Below are 16,814 nucleotides of genomic sequence, written 5' to 3'. Positions count from 1 at the left end.
TGACTCGCCGGATCCACCGTACCAAATTAATGTTTGAACATACTGTAAAAGAACAAACTGCTGCAAAACCTTTCCTTTCCCTTGTTTTATAAGGCTTATAGGCTATCTTGCATAGTTGAGCTTTAACAGGCTCTGACTTAAGCGATTAACCTAGCCCAACCCCCACGTCAGTAACATGCAGGACCTCGTCAAGCATCTACCCGCAGTGATCTACGAGTATGCTATTCATGCGCATGGGGAAAAACGTTTTACCTACGTAAGCCCGAACTGCAAAAACATCCTGGGCATCGACGCCGGATCCATCATGAAAGATCATACGCTGGTCGAATCCATCATTCACGAAGACGACCTGGCTTATTTTAAAGATACAGCAATCGAGAGCAAAGACAACGAGTCTGAGTGGCACTGGCAGGGACGTGTTCGTGTCAACGGTTCTGTGAAGTGGGTAGAGTTCAGGTCGAGTCATGAACTGAAAGAAGACGGAACCGTGATCCGGAGAGGCATCATCCAGGATATCACTGAAAGAAAAGAGACTGCCCGCGAAAGCGAGATCCGTTATCAGGCGCTCGTAGAAAAGCTGCCCATTGGCATTGTCATTCACAGGCAGGGCAAGCTGATCTTTGCCAACGCGCAGGCGCACATGATCCTCGGCGCAAAGAAGTCGAAAGCGCTGCTGGGAGCAAATGTTCTTGATTTTGTTCATCCCGAATATCGTGAGTCCATTCAGCGGCGCATGCAGGAGGTTTCCGCCGGCGTGCCTGTGCCGATGATGGAGCAGAAATATATCCGGCTCGATGGAAAGGTTGTTGATGTGGAAGCCATGGCGTTCCCGTTTTCATTCCTGGGTGAGCCTTCCGTGCAGGTGATCTTCCGCGACATCACCGAAAAGAAACAGGCCGAGGCCCGCTTCAAACGTAATGAAACATTGTTCACACAGCTGTTCCAGAATGTGCCCATGGCCGTGGTGATGCTCGATGAGTCCGGCAAAGTATTTCAGGTGAACCGCGGGTTCGAGCAGATGTTCGGCTTCGAAAGAAGTGAGCTTCGCAGTCGCAACCTCAACGACTTCATTGTTCCCGAAGAGCTGCGCAACGAAGGCATCGATCTCAACAACCTCATCACTTCCAACCAGGTGGTGAGCATCGAGACCATCCGGAAACACCGCACCGGCAGGCTGGTGAATGTGCTGCTCTGCGGCGTGCCGGTAATGCTCGAGAATCAGACCATAGGCATTTACGGTGTGTATGTCGATATCACTGACCGAAAGCACGTAGAGGAAGAGCTGAAGATCAGGAATACCGAGCTCGATAATTTTGTATACAAGGTGTCGCACGATCTGCGCGCACCGCTTTCGTCTGTGCTGGGCCTGGTCAATCTCGCAAGGCTGCCCGGCAATACAGACAACCCGATGGACTACATCGATATCATCGGCGAGAAGATCTCCGCGCTCGATCACTTTATCGGCGATGTGCTGAGCCACTCCAAGAACCTGAAGATGGAAGTGAGCATCAGCAAGGTGGATCTTGGCAAGATCATCGACCAGACATTCACAGAGCTCAGCTACCTCGAAGGCGCCAAGGAGGTACGGCGCAGCATCAAGATCGAGGGCATCGATTTTTACAGCGACCACTGGCGCATTTCCGAGATCTTCAGGAACCTGATCTCGAACGCTATCAAGTACCGGCAGCTGGTGAGCAAGGATCCCGAAGTATCGGTGAAGATCCATGTTGACAACCTGCGCGCCGATATCAGTTTTTCCGATAACGGCATCGGCATTGAAGAGAAGAGCCTGAACAAGATCTTTGAAATGTTCTACCGCGCCACCGAGCAGTCAGACGGCTCCGGTATTGGCCTCTACATTGTAAAGAATGCTGTAGAGAAGCTGGGTGGCCAGATCTCTGTGGCCAGCAAAGCACAGCAGGGCACCCGTTTTAATATTATCTTGCCGAATCGAATTAACAGTATCATCAAAAGTACTCCGCTCGTTGCCGCACAGAGATGAAGATCTTAGAAGTCAATTCCCCGAAACTTGTCCGTGAATTTCTGATGCTTCCCGTAAGGCTTTACAAGCAGGAGCCTCGCTGGATCCGTCCACTCGATAAAGATATCGAATCAGTTTTTGATCCTGAGCGGAACAAGACCTTTCGCCATGGCGAGTGCATTCGCTGGATCCTGACAGACAACCAAGGCGAGACCATAGGCCGCGTGGCTGCTTTTGTGAACCAGAAAACGGTGAGCAAGGGTAACGATCAGCCTACGGGCGGAATGGGCTTCTTCGAGTGCATCAACAACAAAGAGGCGGCGTTCCTTTTGTTCGATCAGTGCAGGCAGTGGCTGCAGTCAAAGGGCATGGAAGCGATGGACGGCCCCATCAACTTTGGCGCCCGCGACCGGTGGTGGGGATTGCTCATCGAAGGGTTCGACAAAGAACCGAACTACCAATGCAACTACAACTTTCCCTACTATCAGGATTTCTTCGAAGCGTACGGATTTCAGGTATACTTTTATCAGCTTACTTTCTATCGTACGATTCAGGGACCCCTGGATGAAAGGCTTCATCACAAGGCCGAGCTGGTGGCGCGTGATCCCGATTATGAATTCCGGTATCTTCAAAAATCTGAGATCGAGAAGTTACCCGAATATCTGATGACGGTCTATAACAAAGCCTGGGCGAAGCGAGCTGAAAATCCGGAGCTTACGTTGGCACAGGCGAAGATGATCGTAAAGCAGATGAAGCCCATCATGGACCTGAAGCTTCTTTATTTCGGATTCTACAAAGGCGAGCCGGTGTCATTCTTCCTGTCGCTGCCGGAGATCAACCAGATCTTCAAACATCTCAATGGCAAGCTTGACCTTATCGGCAAGATCAAGTTCCTGTGGCATACATTGATGAAGACCAACCGCAAGGCTTTTGGCATCCTGTTCGGTGTTGCCCCGCCGCACCAGGGCAAGGGCCTCGATGGCGCCATGGTGCTCGCATCGCGCAAAGTGCTGCAGGAAGAGTATAAAAGGTACGATGAGTACGAGATGAACTGGATCGGCGATTTTAACCCGAAAATGATCAATGTGGTTCAGCAGGTAGGGGCCGATGTATCCAAAAGGCACGCTACTTACCGGAAGCTGTTCGACGAAACCAAACCTTTTAAACGGTCGCCCATTTTAAATTAGGCCGGCGGCAAACAACTTTTTCACATTCCTTGTTAATGCCTTACCTTCGCGGTTCGTTGGTGAAGAAAGCATGAAAAACAAAACCGGAGTTTTGCTGATCAACCTCGGCACACCTGACAGTCCGTCGGTGTCTGACGTAAGATCCTATTTATCGCAGTTCCTGAACGACCCCCGGGTGATCGATATTCCGTGGCTCTCGCGCAAGATACTGGTGAACCTGATCATCGTGCCGTTCCGCGCCCCGAAGTCGGCCAAGGTTTACAGCAAGTTGTGGACAGCCAATGGCTCGCCGTTACTGTACTACAGCAACCGTGTAAAAGAGCTGTTACAGCAGGCCCTGGGCAATGAATTTGACGTTCACCTGGCCATGCGCTACAAGAACCCATCGATACCCGATGTGCTTGAAAAAATGCGCAAGGCCAATTACGCGAAGATCGTGGTGCTGCCCATGTTTCCCCAATACGCTTCAGCTTCTACAGGCTCGGCCCTCGAAGAAGTGCTGCGCGTGATCAGGAAGTGGTGGGTGATCCCCGAGCTGAAAGTGATCTCACAATATTACGATCACCCTGATTTCATAGAAGGTTTCGCGCAGCGTGGCCGGCAGCACAACATCAACGAATACGACCACGTGCTCTTTTCATACCACGGACTGCCTGAGCGACAGGTAGACAAGGTTTACGCGGATGGGCTTTGCGCCAATCATGATTGTGAACATGAAGTTACCGAAGAGAACAAGTTCTGTTACAAAGCCACGTGCTACGCTACCACACGCCTGCTGGCAGCGAAGCTTGGCATCCCGCAGGAAAAATATACTGTGTGCTTCCAGTCACGGCTCGATGAAAAGTGGCTCAAACCTTTTTCAGATGTAGTAGTGGCCGATTGTGCAAAGAAGGGAATGAAAAAGATCCTGGTCTTTTCTCCAGCGTTTACGGCAGATTGCCTGGAAACCGTGATCGAGATCGGTGAAGAATACCAGGAGATCTTTCACAAACACGGCGGCGAAAAAGTACAGCTGGTGGAAAGCCTCAACGACCATCCCGTGTGGATCCGGTGCCTGCAAGACCTGGTGCTGCGCGAGCGCTAACCTTTGATCTTCTGCAGAAATAAGTGCCGATAGAGTGGTCCCACCGGCAGCTCCACCTTGCCGATAAAAGCGCTGGTCTGCGTATACGATGCTATTTTTTTGCGCGAGGCAATAAAAGAGCGGTGTATCCTGATGAAGTCATCTTCGGGCAGCATCTCTTCCAGCGCCGTGATGGTTTGTTTGGTGATGACCTGCCCGCCAGGTAAAAAGATCTTCACATAATCTTTTAAGCTTTCGATGTACAGGATCTCGTCAACCATCACCTTCACCATTTTCCGGTCTGCGCGCACATATAAAAATCGTTCGCTTTCACTGACAACCTTTTCTTTTTCAACGCCCACAACGCGTTCGTTGCTGGTGACCCGCTGCACGGCACGCCAGAAACGTTCGAGGGAGTACGGCTTGAGCAAATAATCAGCAGCACCCAGCTCAAAACCCTCTACGGCAAAATCGCGGTGTGCTGTGGTAAAAATAACTTTCGGAGGATTGGTGAGCGCTTTCAGGAACTCGGTGCCCGACACCTGGGGCAGGCAGATGTCGAGGAAGATAAGATCCACATGATGCTGCTGCAGGAATTCGAACGCGGCCACAGCGTGATTGCATTCACCGGCTACCCTGAGCGTGGGGGTACTGCAAATGTAGGATCGAAGGATCTCCAGCGCAGGGGGTTCGTCGTCAACCAGCAGACAGCTTAACTTGTTCATCACTTTCCGGTATTTTGATCTTATCGAGCTGCAGGGTCAGCTGCACAATAAAAGTTTCGGTGTCTTCAGTGATACGCAGCTCATGCGAAGAAGGATACATGAGCGCGAGTCTCTTTTTTACGTTCTGCAAACCGATCTGCGATGAAACAGTTCTGGCTTCACTTTCGGCGGTGCGTCCATTGATGAGCTTGAACTTGAGCACATCACCTTTCACCGTCAGGTCGAGACTGATCCAGGCGTTGGCGAGCATTTCGTGAGCACCATACTTGAAACTGTTTTCGAGAAATGGCAACAGCAACAACGGGGCGATCTTTTTATGATGAAAGTCGCCGCTGATGTTCACCGTGAGGTCAAGCCTTTCGCGCATGCGGGTTTTGCCCAGCTCGATATAGTTGTTGATGATCTGCACCTCTTTCGCCAGCGGAATGGTGAGGCCGTTGCACTCCGTGAGCGTGTACCGCATCAGGTTCGATAATTTTAGGATGGCGTCAGAGGTCTGATCCGATCCTTTGATCGAGAGTGAATAAATGCTGTTGAGTGTGTTGAAGATAAAATGCGGCTCGAGCTGCCCTTTGAGTAACTGAAGCTCGGCTTTCAGCTTCTCCTTTTCCAGGATCTCGTTCTCCACTTTTTTGAAGTACCAGTGTTTCACCAGCTTGATGGCAACGGCAAATCCTGCCACGGTCATCGAACCCCGGAGCCCACCCATGAACGAGTGGAAGAGGTTCAGGCGCTTGACCAGGATGGGCACCTCGAAAGCTTCCTTGAAGGGTATGATCAGGAATTTCTGAATGACTGGCGACATGAGCGCTGCCACCAGGATCAGCAGCAGCGTACCCCCGATGCCAGGCCAGTACCGGTTCTTCAGGATGTAACGCGGCAGCATAAAATAAATGATGCCGTAGCTCAGCAGCATGTGCTGTGGCAGAAATAAAAACGACTCGGCAAAAGACATCAGGAACAGGGGCTGGTACTCCGTGTTCAGGTAAACGAACCCATAAATGAAACCCATGAAGATCCAACATGCCACCCAAAATAGGGTATGCCTTCCGATGCGGTAGGCCGGCTCATCTGACAACACAAGCCTGGAAAAAAAATCGTCCATCACGTTAAACTACAACAAGGCGATTATAAAGTTTCGTTTTGTAACTATTTGTCGACTAAAACAGTCTTGTCGTAGACTAAAAGTGTTCATCATGGTGATGCCATCTTCGGGCTACGTAATATCAAAGCCTGTCATAAGAGTGAAAACACAACGCAGTAGTTTGCGTAATTCACCATCGGTAGTAAATGCAGTTCCCGCAGTCCCGATAGCTATCGGGAACGCAGATAGCGGAGATTTAGAATTAAGATATATCGGGAGAAGAACATCCCGTTAAAGAGTTCAAATCGGTTTCCTCGATTTGATGTTTGAATAGAGCGCCTGGCCATGGGGATGGCCAGGCTTTTTTTATTACGATGCCGCGATCTTATGCACGGCCTCTACAAACCTGTCAAGATCTTTTAAAGACGTGTATACGTGTGGTGTGATCCTCACGCCGCTAATATTCTCCCACTTGATGGCGGTAACGATGATCTGGTGCTCGAGCATCATGCGGCTGCTGATCGTTTCGGGTTCGATGCCATCGATGGAGAAATTGCCCAGCGCGCAAGCATACTCGGGCCGCAGCGATACATTCAGTTTCACGCGCGGATGTTGCTTCACCTTCTCACACCAGTAGTTCTTCAGGTAGCGCAGCCGTTCTTCCTTGCGTTTGTTGCCGATGGCGTTGTGAAAATCAATAGCCTGCCCGATGGCCTGCTCCTGTGCAAATGAGCGTGTGCCCAGCGTTTCAAATTTGCGGATATCGGCGCTCTGCGGTTTATCGTTGGGGAACAGCGGCCACAGCCCGGCGATGTTCTCTTTCTTCACGTAAAGCATGCCAGTGCCAAAAGGTGCGCACAGCCATTTATGAAGGCTGGTTCCGAAATAGTCGGGGTTGAAGTCAGGGATGCGGAAATCCATCTGCGCGAAAGTATGTGCCCCGTCTACAATGGAGATGATGTTGCGTTTCCGTGCTTCGTCGCACAGCTTCTTTACCGGCAGGATCTGGCCCGTCCAGTTGATCATGTGCGTAATGTGCCACACCCTGGTTCGTGCGGTTGTTGCATCGGTGAACGCTTTCACAATGGTGTCGTCGTTTTCGATGGGCAGCTCCAGGTTCAGCCACTTGATCTTGATGCCATCGCGAAGCTCTTTCTGCTTCCATGCCTGGATCATGTTGGGGTAATCCTGTTTGGTCATGATCACCTCATCACCTTTTGAAAGCGTGAGGCCATAGGTAACGGTGCCCAGCGCCTCTGTGGTATTGCGGTTCACGGCAACCTCTTCGTTGGAGGTGCCGGCAAGATCCGCAAGCTTTCGTCTAAGCGGTTCCCTGCCTCGGTCAAGCACTCCCCACATGTAGTAGGTAGGCCCTTCGTTGCTGTAATGGTAATAGCGGTCAACGGCATCCTGCACCACTTTGGGTTGTGGACTAACCCCTCCGTTGTTCAAATTGATGAGGGTGGGGGAAACTGTGTAAGCCTGTGCTATCCGCGCCCAGAGATCTTCGTCAGTGGCAGCGTCTGAAGGTGAAAGCCTGTTCAGCGAACGAAGCGCATCGGAGAGGTCTTCTGCCAATGCTTTGCCTGCCAGCGGTGATAGTGAAAGCGCACCCGCCACACCCAGTGATTTCCGAAAAAAAGATCTCCGGTTTGTCATGATACCAGTTTGAGGTTAATGAAGTCGAAGATACGAAAACCAGTCCATAATCGTAAGTACGAAATACGAGGTACGAAGTACGATGGCCCGATCTGCATTTCATCGTACTTCGTCTTTCGTACCTCGTACTTCCATTCTACTCCATGTCCTTCAACTCGATCTCCAGCGCTTTGGTGCTGATGTAGATCTCATTCAGTGAGAGCACCAGCGAGAGCAGCAGAAAACCGAGGCTCAGTCCGAAGATGCCATAGGCCCAGCCTTCGTAGCCGATATAAAAGAACAGCATGCAGAGCACGCAGCAGAAGAAGCTGGTGATGCCACTGGCCTGCATCTGTTTGATGAGCAGCAACCTTCTGCGCAAATTTTTGATCTGCTGACGAAGCAGGTTGCGGTCTTCCTGGCCTTGTTTGTATTTGGTGTGCAGGTTACGGATCAGCGTTGCCAGCGCAAGAAAGCGGTTGGTATAGGCAAGCATCAGCAGCGTAATGGCCGGGAACAGGAGCGCTGGTGTGTTGATGGAGATCTGCTGCATAAAATTTTAATGAACACGTTGCAGGCTTCTGAGCGACCTGGAGAACCAGCCCGTGAGACCCACCACAAAGATGGTCATGCAGCCGCCGAAGATCACCGATGGCACCGTGCCCATCAGCCTGGCCGCCACGCCAGATTCAAACATGCCGATCTCATTGGAAGACCCTACAAAGATATGGTTTACAGCAGAGACCCTTCCTTTCATGTTCTCAGGCGTAAGCGTCTGCAGCAATGTGCCCCTGATGATCACGCTGATGCAATCAAAACCTCCGCTGGCTACGAGAATGACCAGCGAGATCCAGAAGTTGGTGGAAAGCGCAAAGAGGATCATACAAAGCCCGAAGCCGGCAACACAATACAGCAGGATCTTGCCGGTATCTTTCTTGATGGGATGGTGCGTGATATAGAACGCCATGCACAACGCGCCAATGGAAGGAGCTGCGCGCAGAATGCCTAAACCCGGCGCGCCTACATGCAGGATCTCTTCGGCAAACACAGGCAGCAGCGCCACCGCGCCACCGAAGAGCACGGCAAAGAGATCGAGTGAGATGGCGCTTAAGATAAGCTTGTTGGTGAAAACGAACTTCAGGCCTGCCATGATCTTTTCGGTAACACCTTCTTCGGTGGTCACGGGAGGAAGCGGCTTGTTGCCAACACCAGACATCAGCAGCAGGCCGATGAGCGTGAGCACCACATCCACGGTATACGCTTGTGTTACACCGATGATCCCGTATAACAATCCGCCCATCGCCAGCCCTGCAATGGTGGCGGTCTCCCACAACGTGCTGTTCCAGGTGATGGCGTTGCTGTAGAGCTCCCGTGGGATCAGCTGGGGCATGAATGAAAAGAACGCGGGACTGAGAAATCCGCGGGCAACACCGCTGATGAAGATCACACTGTAGATGGGTATTACGCCGTATAGTGAAAAGAAATCGCCCGGCTGAAGCGTGAACAACAGCAGTGCAGCCGAGCAGAACAGCAGCGTGCCGATGCACAGCAGGATGATCTTTTTACGCTGCACCACATCGGCAACGTGCCCCGCATAAAGCGAGACACCGATAGAGGGAATGGCTTCCGCCAGCCCGATGAGCCCGAGCGACAACGTATCTTTAGTAATGGCATATACCTGCCAGGCTACCACAACAGACTGGATCTGGATGGCCAGCGTAACACAGAAGCGCGATGAAATATACAGGCGAAACTCAGGTATACGCAAAGCGGCGTATGGGCCTGAGGGTAGGGTACTGCTCATGCTACAGTACCTGTTTTATAAAACACACAAATCTCTGAACACATCATTGAAGCAATTTTTGAACAGCCTCCACAGCCGTTTTTCTCCGCACTTCACGTTCGCCGCGGATTTCGACAAAAGGTACGGATTGATTTGCCATTTCGTTGCGGTAAATGTTGAATAACCGTTCACGTTCGCCAGGATGCTCGCGCAACGGATCTTCCTGCCAGGGAATGTCTACATACGTGAGCAGGTACAGGTCGTAGCGGCGCGTGGCAATGGTCTTCAGGATCTCAGGGTCGCAATGGCCGAACTTGAACTCGCTCCATACTTTGATCACATACAGGTTCGTGTCGCAGATCAGCACCTTGCTGGCATCCTGCATCCATTCATCCTCCAGTCGCACCTGGCCATGCGCAATGGTGAGCAGGTCATGCTCAACATAGGGCCGCGTGAGGTTGCTCACGTAACCCCGGGCATATTCCGGCACCCACACGGTGTTGAAGTGATCGGCGAGAAAAGCAGACAGATCAGACTTGCCCGTGCACTCCGGCCCCACCACCGCTACTTTTTTAATATCTTTTATCTGGCTCATGCTGTCAAATTAAAATGACCTCCCGCAGCAGGATCCACGATCCCATCAGCAAGGTCAGCCACCCGAATGCCTTGCGCAGTTTCATGGAGGAGATCTTTTTCTGCAACCGGTTGCCAACGAGTATACCCGTTACGGCCAGCAACGTGATGGAGAAAAGGAACGGCCAGTCCATAGTATAATTAAGCACATCGCCCAGGAAGCCCATGAGCGAGTTGATGGCAATGATGAACAGCGATGTACCCACTGCAGTTTTGAAGGGCAGTCCGGTGAGGAAGACGAGCGCCGGGATGATGAGAAATCCGCCACCCGCGCCCACAAGCCCCGTCAGGAAACCGATGACGATACCTTCTACCACCACGAGGAAGGTTCTGAACCCCTGGTCGTCGGAGGCGAGCTCTTTCCGGCCCCGGATCATGGAGAAGGAAGCCAGGATCATGAGCAGGGCGAAAATACCCAGCACCAGGATCCGCTTGGTAAAAACGAAGCTCTCCGTTTGCCAGATCACATCCGGTATGGCTGGAACGATCCATCGCCGGGTGGAGAAAATGCTGATGATGGAAGGAATGCCGAACGCAAGGCCTGTTCTGACGTTCACCAGGTGCTCTTTGTATTTGGGGATGGCGCCCACAAAACTGGTGATGCCCACGATAAAGAGTGAATAAGCCGAGGCCGTGATCGCATCGACATGGAACAAGTAAACCAGGATAGGGATGGACAGGATAGACCCGCCGCCGCCGAGCAGCCCGAGAATGAGACCAATGCAAACGGATGCGATGTATCCTAATATTTCCATGAATACGCCGGACAATACCGGTGGAGGTTGATGGCGTACCGGATCATATCTTATCGTATTCTACAATAAAGGCGTCCGGGAATTTCTTTCTAAGGTTGTCCCTGAATTGTTCTGCTTTCGGCCTGGTGGGGAACTGCCCGATGATGAGGCCGTAATATTTGACCCCGTTCATGATCTTTACCTGAACGGTGACTTTCTTCTTATATGAATTCTTCAGGTTCTCCGAAAGGCGCATGAGGTTCACCAGCTCCTGGTAGGTGCCGATCTGCACGCCGTACCCTTTCGGATTCAGCCGTGAGATCTCGAAATCGTAGAATTCCTTTTCCTCAACCAGTACATGGTCAATGGTTTTCGCCGGGTCGCTTGTCTTGCCATCGCCGGCGTCGAGCACCTCGATCCTCACCTCGGCCAGGCCCTGGTTCACAAATCCGAGCCTTTCGGCAGCCGATTTGGAAAGGTCAATCACACGGTTCTCCACATAAGGACCACGGTCGTTGATCACCACTTCCACTTCCTCGTTGTTGGCGAGGTTGGTGACCTTTACCCGGGTTCCGAAGGGAAGACTTTTGTGCGCCGCCGTGAACTTGCTGTGCTTGTATTTTTCACCGCTTGCCGTGGGGCTTCCTTCAAACTTGTCGGCATAAAAAGAAGCCTTCCCGGTTTGAACCTGCGCAAAAGATACCGTCAGCAAAAAATGGAAGCTGAACAATAGTAACAGTCTCTTCATAAGCTTTTGGGTTTCGGCATCAAAAATAAAATTCATCCTCCAAATTCATAATTAATTTAAGGATGCTTTGTCGTTAAAAAACATGTTCTGCAATTCTTCAACTTTGTAAGAGGGCGAATTAGTTAATTATGAAATTTAACTATACCTTTGCCCGGCAAATAATGGTTCCTAAATTATTTGCCATGCCGCTCGATACTTCTAAATTTCTTTTCGAAGCGCTCACGTATGATGATGTGCTTCTTGTTCCTGCTTACTCAGAGATCCTTCCCAGAGAGACCGATACCTCAAGCCAGCTGACCCGCAATATCCGGCTGAATATACCGATTGTTTCGGCTGCCATGGATACGGTGACAGAGGCCGAACTGGCCATCGCGGTAGCCCTCGAAGGCGGCCTCGGCTTCATCCACAAGAATATGAAGATCGAGCAGCAGGCCGAACAGGTAAGAAAGGTAAAACGCTCCCAGAGTGGCCTCATCCTGGATCCTGTAACCCTGAATATTCACTCCACTGTACAGGATGCCGAGAACATCATGCGCGAGTTCAAGATCGGCGGTATTCCCGTGGTAGATGAGAACGAAAAGCTCGTGGGCATCATCACCAACCGCGATCTGCGCTTCCAGAAAGATATGAACGTTCCTGTTGAGAAGATCATGACCCGCGAGAACCTGATCACCGCCGCTGAAGGCATTACGCTCGACCAGGCCGAAGGCACCCTGAAGAAATACAAGATCGAAAAGCTTCCCATCATCAACAAGAAAGGCAAGCTTACCGGCCTTATCACGTTCAAGGACATCCAGAAGAAGAAAAATAAACCCAACGCATGCCAGGACAAATTTGGCCGCCTGCGGGTGGGCGCTGCCGTGGGCGTAACCCCCGATATTCTCGACCGCATCGAAGCATTGAAAACAGCCGGTGTTGACGTGATCAGCATCGACACAGCCCACGGCCACTCAAAAGGTGTGATCGAAGCCGCGAAACGTGTGAAGAAAAAATATCCGGAGCTCGACCTCATTGTAGGCAACATTGCAACAGGTGATGCCGCCAAGGCGCTTGCCAAAGTAGGCGCCGATGCCGTGAAAGTAGGCGTTGGTCCGGGCAGCATCTGTACCACCCGCATCGTAGCCGGTGTAGGCCTGCCACAGCTGTCTGCCGTATACGAATCCGCGAAAGCGCTGAAAGACACCGATGTGCCGGTGATCGCCGATGGTGGGATCCGTTTCTCGGGCGACCTGGTAAAAGCCCTGGCTGCCGGTGCCGATAGTATCATGATCGGATCGCTGCTGGCCGGAACCGAAGAAGCACCCGGTGAGATGATCATTTACGAAGGAAGGAAATTCAAGTCGTACCGCGGCATGGGCTCTATCGAAGCCATGGAAGACGGCTCCAAAGACCGTTACTTCCAGGATGTGGAAGACGATGTGAAGAAGCTTGTTCCTGAAGGCATCTCGGGCCGGGTGCCCTACAAGGGGCTGGTAGCCGAAGTGTTGTATCAGCTTGTAGGTGGCTTGCGCGCCGGCATGGGATATTGCGGTGCCAAGAACGTTGAGAAGCTGAAACAGGCCAAGTTCGTGAAGATCACCTCGGCAGGTATGTCAGAGAGCCATCCGCACGATGTGAGCATCACACGCGAAGCGCCGAATTACAGCAGAAAATAAAACTTTCGTTAGAGCCGATCCGGGAAAATACTTACGGAAAAGTACCGGATTTGGGAATCAATGCCTTGCAAAACCTCCCAATAACCTCAAAAATGAGGCATGGATTGATTTGCCCGTGATTTGCTGGTATACCCACGCCGTTGAAATAGTGCAATAGATTCTCACGTATTGCTGGGGCAGGCATTTCCCTGTTTTGTTTAGCCGGGTTAATTTGTTTAGATTTAGTATTGAAGGTGTGTCCAGCGGATTTTGCGTGCTTTTGCTGCCCATCACAGTCCTTTGATTTGATTTCAGATTTCAATCTTGTCTATATGAGGCCTTACAAGACTCTCGTGTTATTGGTCGTTCTCCTTGCCCCTATCGTTGCCACCGCCCAGACTGCGGGCCAGGTGATGTTTGTGGGATACAATGCCGATGGAACGGATGGCTTTTCATTTGTGACGTTTGTTGATATTGCGAGTGGCACCAATATCCGTTTTAACGATAACGAATGGAACGGAACTGCTTTTGATGCCGATGGAACGGATGGGTCTATGACCTGGACCACCGCAGCCAGCATCCCGGCCGGTACCGTTATCACGATCAACAACAGCCGGACAACTCCCTCGGCCAGTACCGGAACCGTTTCTGGCGGAACAATAGACCTGGACGCTGCCAATGAAGTGCTCTATATGTTTCTGGGAACCTCCGTTTCGGCGCCTACCACCTTCTTATCCGCCATAGCGAACAACGGCTTTTCGGCAGCCAACGGTCAATTGCCAGGTACCCTGAGCACCACTGCCAGCGCCATCTCGATCTCCGGGAACGAAGACGTGATGGTCTATACAGGAAGCACCAACTGTAACTCTACCGTTGCCGCTTGTGCCGCAGCGGTTACTGCGGCGGCCAGTTGGACAACGCAGGATACCTCAGCTGACGATTCAAATAACGGAGCACCCGATTTCCCCACGAACGTGCCCTGCGACTTTTTTGGCACGGCAATGTATCCGGCGGTCACGTATTATTCTTTCGCCACCGGAGCCTGGAATGCCAACACTTCATGGTCTCTCAGTGCCGATGGCTCCAGTGGCGCTGTGGCTGCCGGCGTATGGCCCAGACGTAGTGATAATGTGGTGATCAGAAGTGGGCATACCATTACAATAGATGACGTTACAGACAACAAAAGCGCTTGCGGTCTTTCGCCGGACGGACTTCCGAGAACAGACGTAGGTCCGGTGGCCTCCCTTCCCATGTTTTATCAAACCGGCAACATTCTGGTGCAGGGCACGCTTACCGTCAGTGGCGTTGAGATCATGGTGGAGGGCTACACACGTCTGATAGCGGGCAGTACCTGTAATCTTGGCTCGACCCTCGTAAATCTCGGATACCTTGAAGTAGATGCCGCCGCGGTGATGAGCGGCCTGGATGACATGATCCTGTCCGGAGCCAGCGTTACTATCATCAACACCAGCTCCACCCTGGCGGATGACCTGATCATCGACTATAGCACGGCCACGCTTTGTGGAAGTGGTACTACAGCGCTCACGACCAATGGAGGAAGCCGGATCAGTTACGTTAATGGGGCAGGGGTGAGCCAGATATGTACTTCGTTTCAGGTGACCTGCCCTAACGGAGGCTGCACGGGAGGAAACCCCAGCTTTCCGACGAACGGTACAGGAACGTTCATTTCAGGATATACAGGGCCCGGTGGCGTGGGATTTAGCGGCAATAATAAGCTCTGGCTCAAGGCAAATGATCTTTCACTGGCAAACAATGCCGCGGTCACAAGTTGGGCGGATGCGTCGGGTAACAGTCTCACCGCTACTGCCACGGGTGCCACCACTACACGGCCCACGTTCAATACTAATTCTGTTAACACAACACTTCCGTCCATAAGCTTTGACGGCGGTGATTTTTTAAACCTGGGAACTCCCAACGCGCTGAATTTTATTCCCAGAACCAATAACTGGTCTTTTCTTTGTGCTTTTAACGTTAATACAGGAAGCTCGGGAACATTTCTGTCCAAGGCTACCAGTGATGATAATAACAAACAGTATCAGTACACGATCGACTCCTCAACGCCTAACAGGTATACGGCATTTATAGGAGGCGACTTTCATACCGGCGCCGCTACTGCCACGGGTGCCTGGACTGTCGGCATGAGCACTACCAGCACGAACGCCACAACCGGTTTTAACACTTATCTGAATGGCACGGCTGACCTTACAGGACAAACGGTTGGCGACGGTTCAACCACAGGTACCGATGTATTGATAGGCGCCAGAAGAAATAATTCAACAACTGATTTCGGCTTCCCGCTCACGGGCCGTATTGCAGAGATCGCCATGTATAACGGGGTGTTGAATACAGCGCAGCGGATGATCGTCACCAATTACCTGGCAGCTAAATATGGCATCACCCTGGTAACAGCCAACGATGTGTATACGATGGACAATTCCAGTAACGGTAACTTTGACTTTGACGTAGCCGGAATCGGACAGGCCACTGACGCTTCAAATCATCGGGATGCCAGGGGATCCGGAATTGTGCGGATGTGGAATGCCAGTGGTATGGGTGACGGCGAATATCTGATGTGGGGACATGACGGCACCATACTTTACAGCAGCACTACCGCGGGTGTTAGTGCTCCGATCGAAGAGAGATTGTCAAGAACCTGGCGTATAAGTGAAACCGGAGATGTGGGTACGGTATCTGTCTCTTTCGATATCAGCCTGCTGGGCACGCCGCTCGGTTCGAACCTCCGACTCTTGATCGACCGCAATGGCACCAATGGTTTTTCTGATAATGATGTGACCCCTATCGCAGGTTCAACGGTAGGCACCACAGTGGTTTTTTCGAATGTGGATTTTCAAAACGGCGATCGTTTTACACTTGGCAACACAGACGTTGACGATCCGCTTCCCGTGGAGCTGGTCAGGTTCCGCGCCGTGGCCGAAGAGAACACCGTACGCCTCAGCTGGTCAACAGCATCAGAGACGAACAACGACTTCTTCACAGTTGAAAGATCCAGGAATGCGCAGGAATGGGAGTCCGTTCGGCGTGTACCTGGTGCGGGAACAACCAAGCTGATGAATCATTACGAGATCGTGGATGATGGCCCGTACCGCGGCGCCTCTTACTACCGCCTGAAGCAGACAGACTTCGATCTGCAATCAAAATACTCCGAACTGGTGCGTGTGGTGGTAGACCACGAAACCCCCATCACCCTGCATCCCAATCCCTTCCGCGATCATGTCAGGCTGCTGATCGATTTTGAGCCGGAGCAAAGCGAAGTCAAGCTTTACAACAGCAACGGCGTGGAGGTTCCTTTCTCCATGAAGAAAGAAGGCGCTGACCTTGTCATCACCCCGGGCAACATCCCCCAGGGCCTCTACATCCTCAAAGTGCTCGACCGCTTCGTCATCAGAACCGCCAAGCTCATCAAAACCGACTAACTGTAAAATGGTAATCGGTGACAGGTAATCAGTAATCAGTCAGTACCCGCCAGTGATATCCGGGGCCCGGCCCTTGTCCGTCCCTGAAATAGGTTGACCATAAACGGTTAACTTATGACAAGGAAAATTACAGTAAGAAGCTGTCGAGT

General features: G+C 51.7%; 13 protein-coding genes. 5 read left to right on the top strand and 8 right to left on the bottom strand.

Annotated elements, in window-relative coordinates; translation table 11 throughout:
• The first annotated feature begins 175 nt into the window (after positions 1-175).
• From KK083_RS23170 to hemH, 3 genes are all read left to right on the top strand, one after another.
• On the top strand, positions 176-2,002 hold the full coding sequence (locus KK083_RS23170; RefSeq protein ID WP_254167994.1) for a PAS domain-containing sensor histidine kinase: 1,827 nt from the start codon (positions 176-178) through the stop codon (positions 2,000-2,002).
• Entirely contained in the window at positions 1,999-3,168 is a 1,170-nt protein-coding gene (locus tag KK083_RS23165; RefSeq protein WP_254167993.1) for a hypothetical protein, read from the top strand. The genes KK083_RS23170 and KK083_RS23165 overlap by 4 nt, the downstream gene beginning before the upstream one ends.
• Before the next feature lie 70 nt (positions 3,169-3,238).
• Positions 3,239-4,252, top strand: coding sequence for a ferrochelatase (gene hemH, locus KK083_RS23160; RefSeq protein ID WP_254167991.1), 1,014 nt, complete (start codon positions 3,239-3,241; stop codon positions 4,250-4,252).
• Here hemH and KK083_RS23155 read toward each other — a convergent pair.
• The 8 genes from KK083_RS23155 to KK083_RS23120 all read right to left on the bottom strand — a co-directional run bounded on the left by KK083_RS23155 (position 4,249) and on the right by KK083_RS23120 (position 11,576).
• Complete coding sequence (locus tag KK083_RS23155; RefSeq protein ID WP_254167989.1) at positions 4,249-4,956, bottom strand: LytR/AlgR family response regulator transcription factor; 708 nt, start codon at positions 4,954-4,956, stop codon at positions 4,249-4,251. The two genes, hemH and KK083_RS23155, sit on opposite strands and share 4 nt — an antisense overlap.
• Complete coding sequence (locus KK083_RS23150; RefSeq protein ID WP_254167987.1) at positions 4,928-6,061, bottom strand: sensor histidine kinase; 1,134 nt, start codon at positions 6,059-6,061, stop codon at positions 4,928-4,930. The genes KK083_RS23155 and KK083_RS23150 overlap by 29 nt, the downstream gene beginning before the upstream one ends.
• A 348-nt stretch (positions 6,062-6,409) precedes the next feature.
• Positions 6,410-7,699: an aminotransferase class V-fold PLP-dependent enzyme gene (locus KK083_RS23145; protein WP_254167985.1), complete on the bottom strand. Its 1,290-nt coding sequence runs from the start codon at positions 7,697-7,699 to the stop codon at positions 6,410-6,412.
• Between the two features lie 136 nt (positions 7,700-7,835).
• The gene (locus KK083_RS23140) at positions 7,836-8,231 is read right to left on the bottom strand and encodes a DUF2721 domain-containing protein (RefSeq protein ID WP_254167983.1); all 396 of its coding nucleotides are present in this window, start codon (positions 8,229-8,231) and stop codon (positions 7,836-7,838) included.
• A gap of 6 nt (positions 8,232-8,237) precedes the next feature.
• A complete protein-coding gene (locus KK083_RS23135; RefSeq protein WP_254167981.1) occupies positions 8,238-9,482 on the bottom strand; it encodes an MFS transporter in 1,245 nt (414 codons plus the stop codon).
• 43 nt (positions 9,483-9,525) lie between these two features.
• Complete coding sequence (locus KK083_RS23130; RefSeq protein ID WP_254167979.1) at positions 9,526-10,056, bottom strand: AAA family ATPase; 531 nt, start codon at positions 10,054-10,056, stop codon at positions 9,526-9,528.
• 4 nt (positions 10,057-10,060) lie between these two features.
• Positions 10,061-10,849, bottom strand: a complete 789-nt coding sequence (locus KK083_RS23125; RefSeq protein ID WP_254167977.1) for a sulfite exporter TauE/SafE family protein — start codon at positions 10,847-10,849, stop codon at positions 10,061-10,063.
• Between the two features lie 43 nt (positions 10,850-10,892).
• The gene (locus KK083_RS23120) at positions 10,893-11,576 is read right to left on the bottom strand and encodes a septal ring lytic transglycosylase RlpA family protein (protein ID WP_254167975.1); all 684 of its coding nucleotides are present in this window, start codon (positions 11,574-11,576) and stop codon (positions 10,893-10,895) included.
• 182 nt (positions 11,577-11,758) lie between these two features.
• Here KK083_RS23120 and guaB point away from each other — a divergent pair, with 182 nt between their 5' ends.
• Complete coding sequence (gene guaB / locus KK083_RS23115) at positions 11,759-13,231, top strand: IMP dehydrogenase (RefSeq protein WP_254168081.1); 1,473 nt, start codon at positions 11,759-11,761, stop codon at positions 13,229-13,231.
• 311 nt (positions 13,232-13,542) lie between these two features.
• A complete protein-coding gene (locus KK083_RS23110) occupies positions 13,543-16,665 on the top strand; it encodes a DUF8202 domain-containing protein (RefSeq protein WP_254167973.1) in 3,123 nt (1,040 codons plus the stop codon).
• Positions 16,666-16,814: the final 149 nt, after the last annotated feature.

The organism is Chryseosolibacter histidinae (genome assembly GCF_018598225.1).
In the GTDB taxonomy this organism is placed as follows: Bacteria; Bacteroidota; Bacteroidia; order Cytophagales; family Cyclobacteriaceae; genus Chryseosolibacter; species Chryseosolibacter histidini.
Note: the sequence above shows the minus strand (reverse complement) of the source record. Positions and strands in the feature narration are given on the sequence as shown.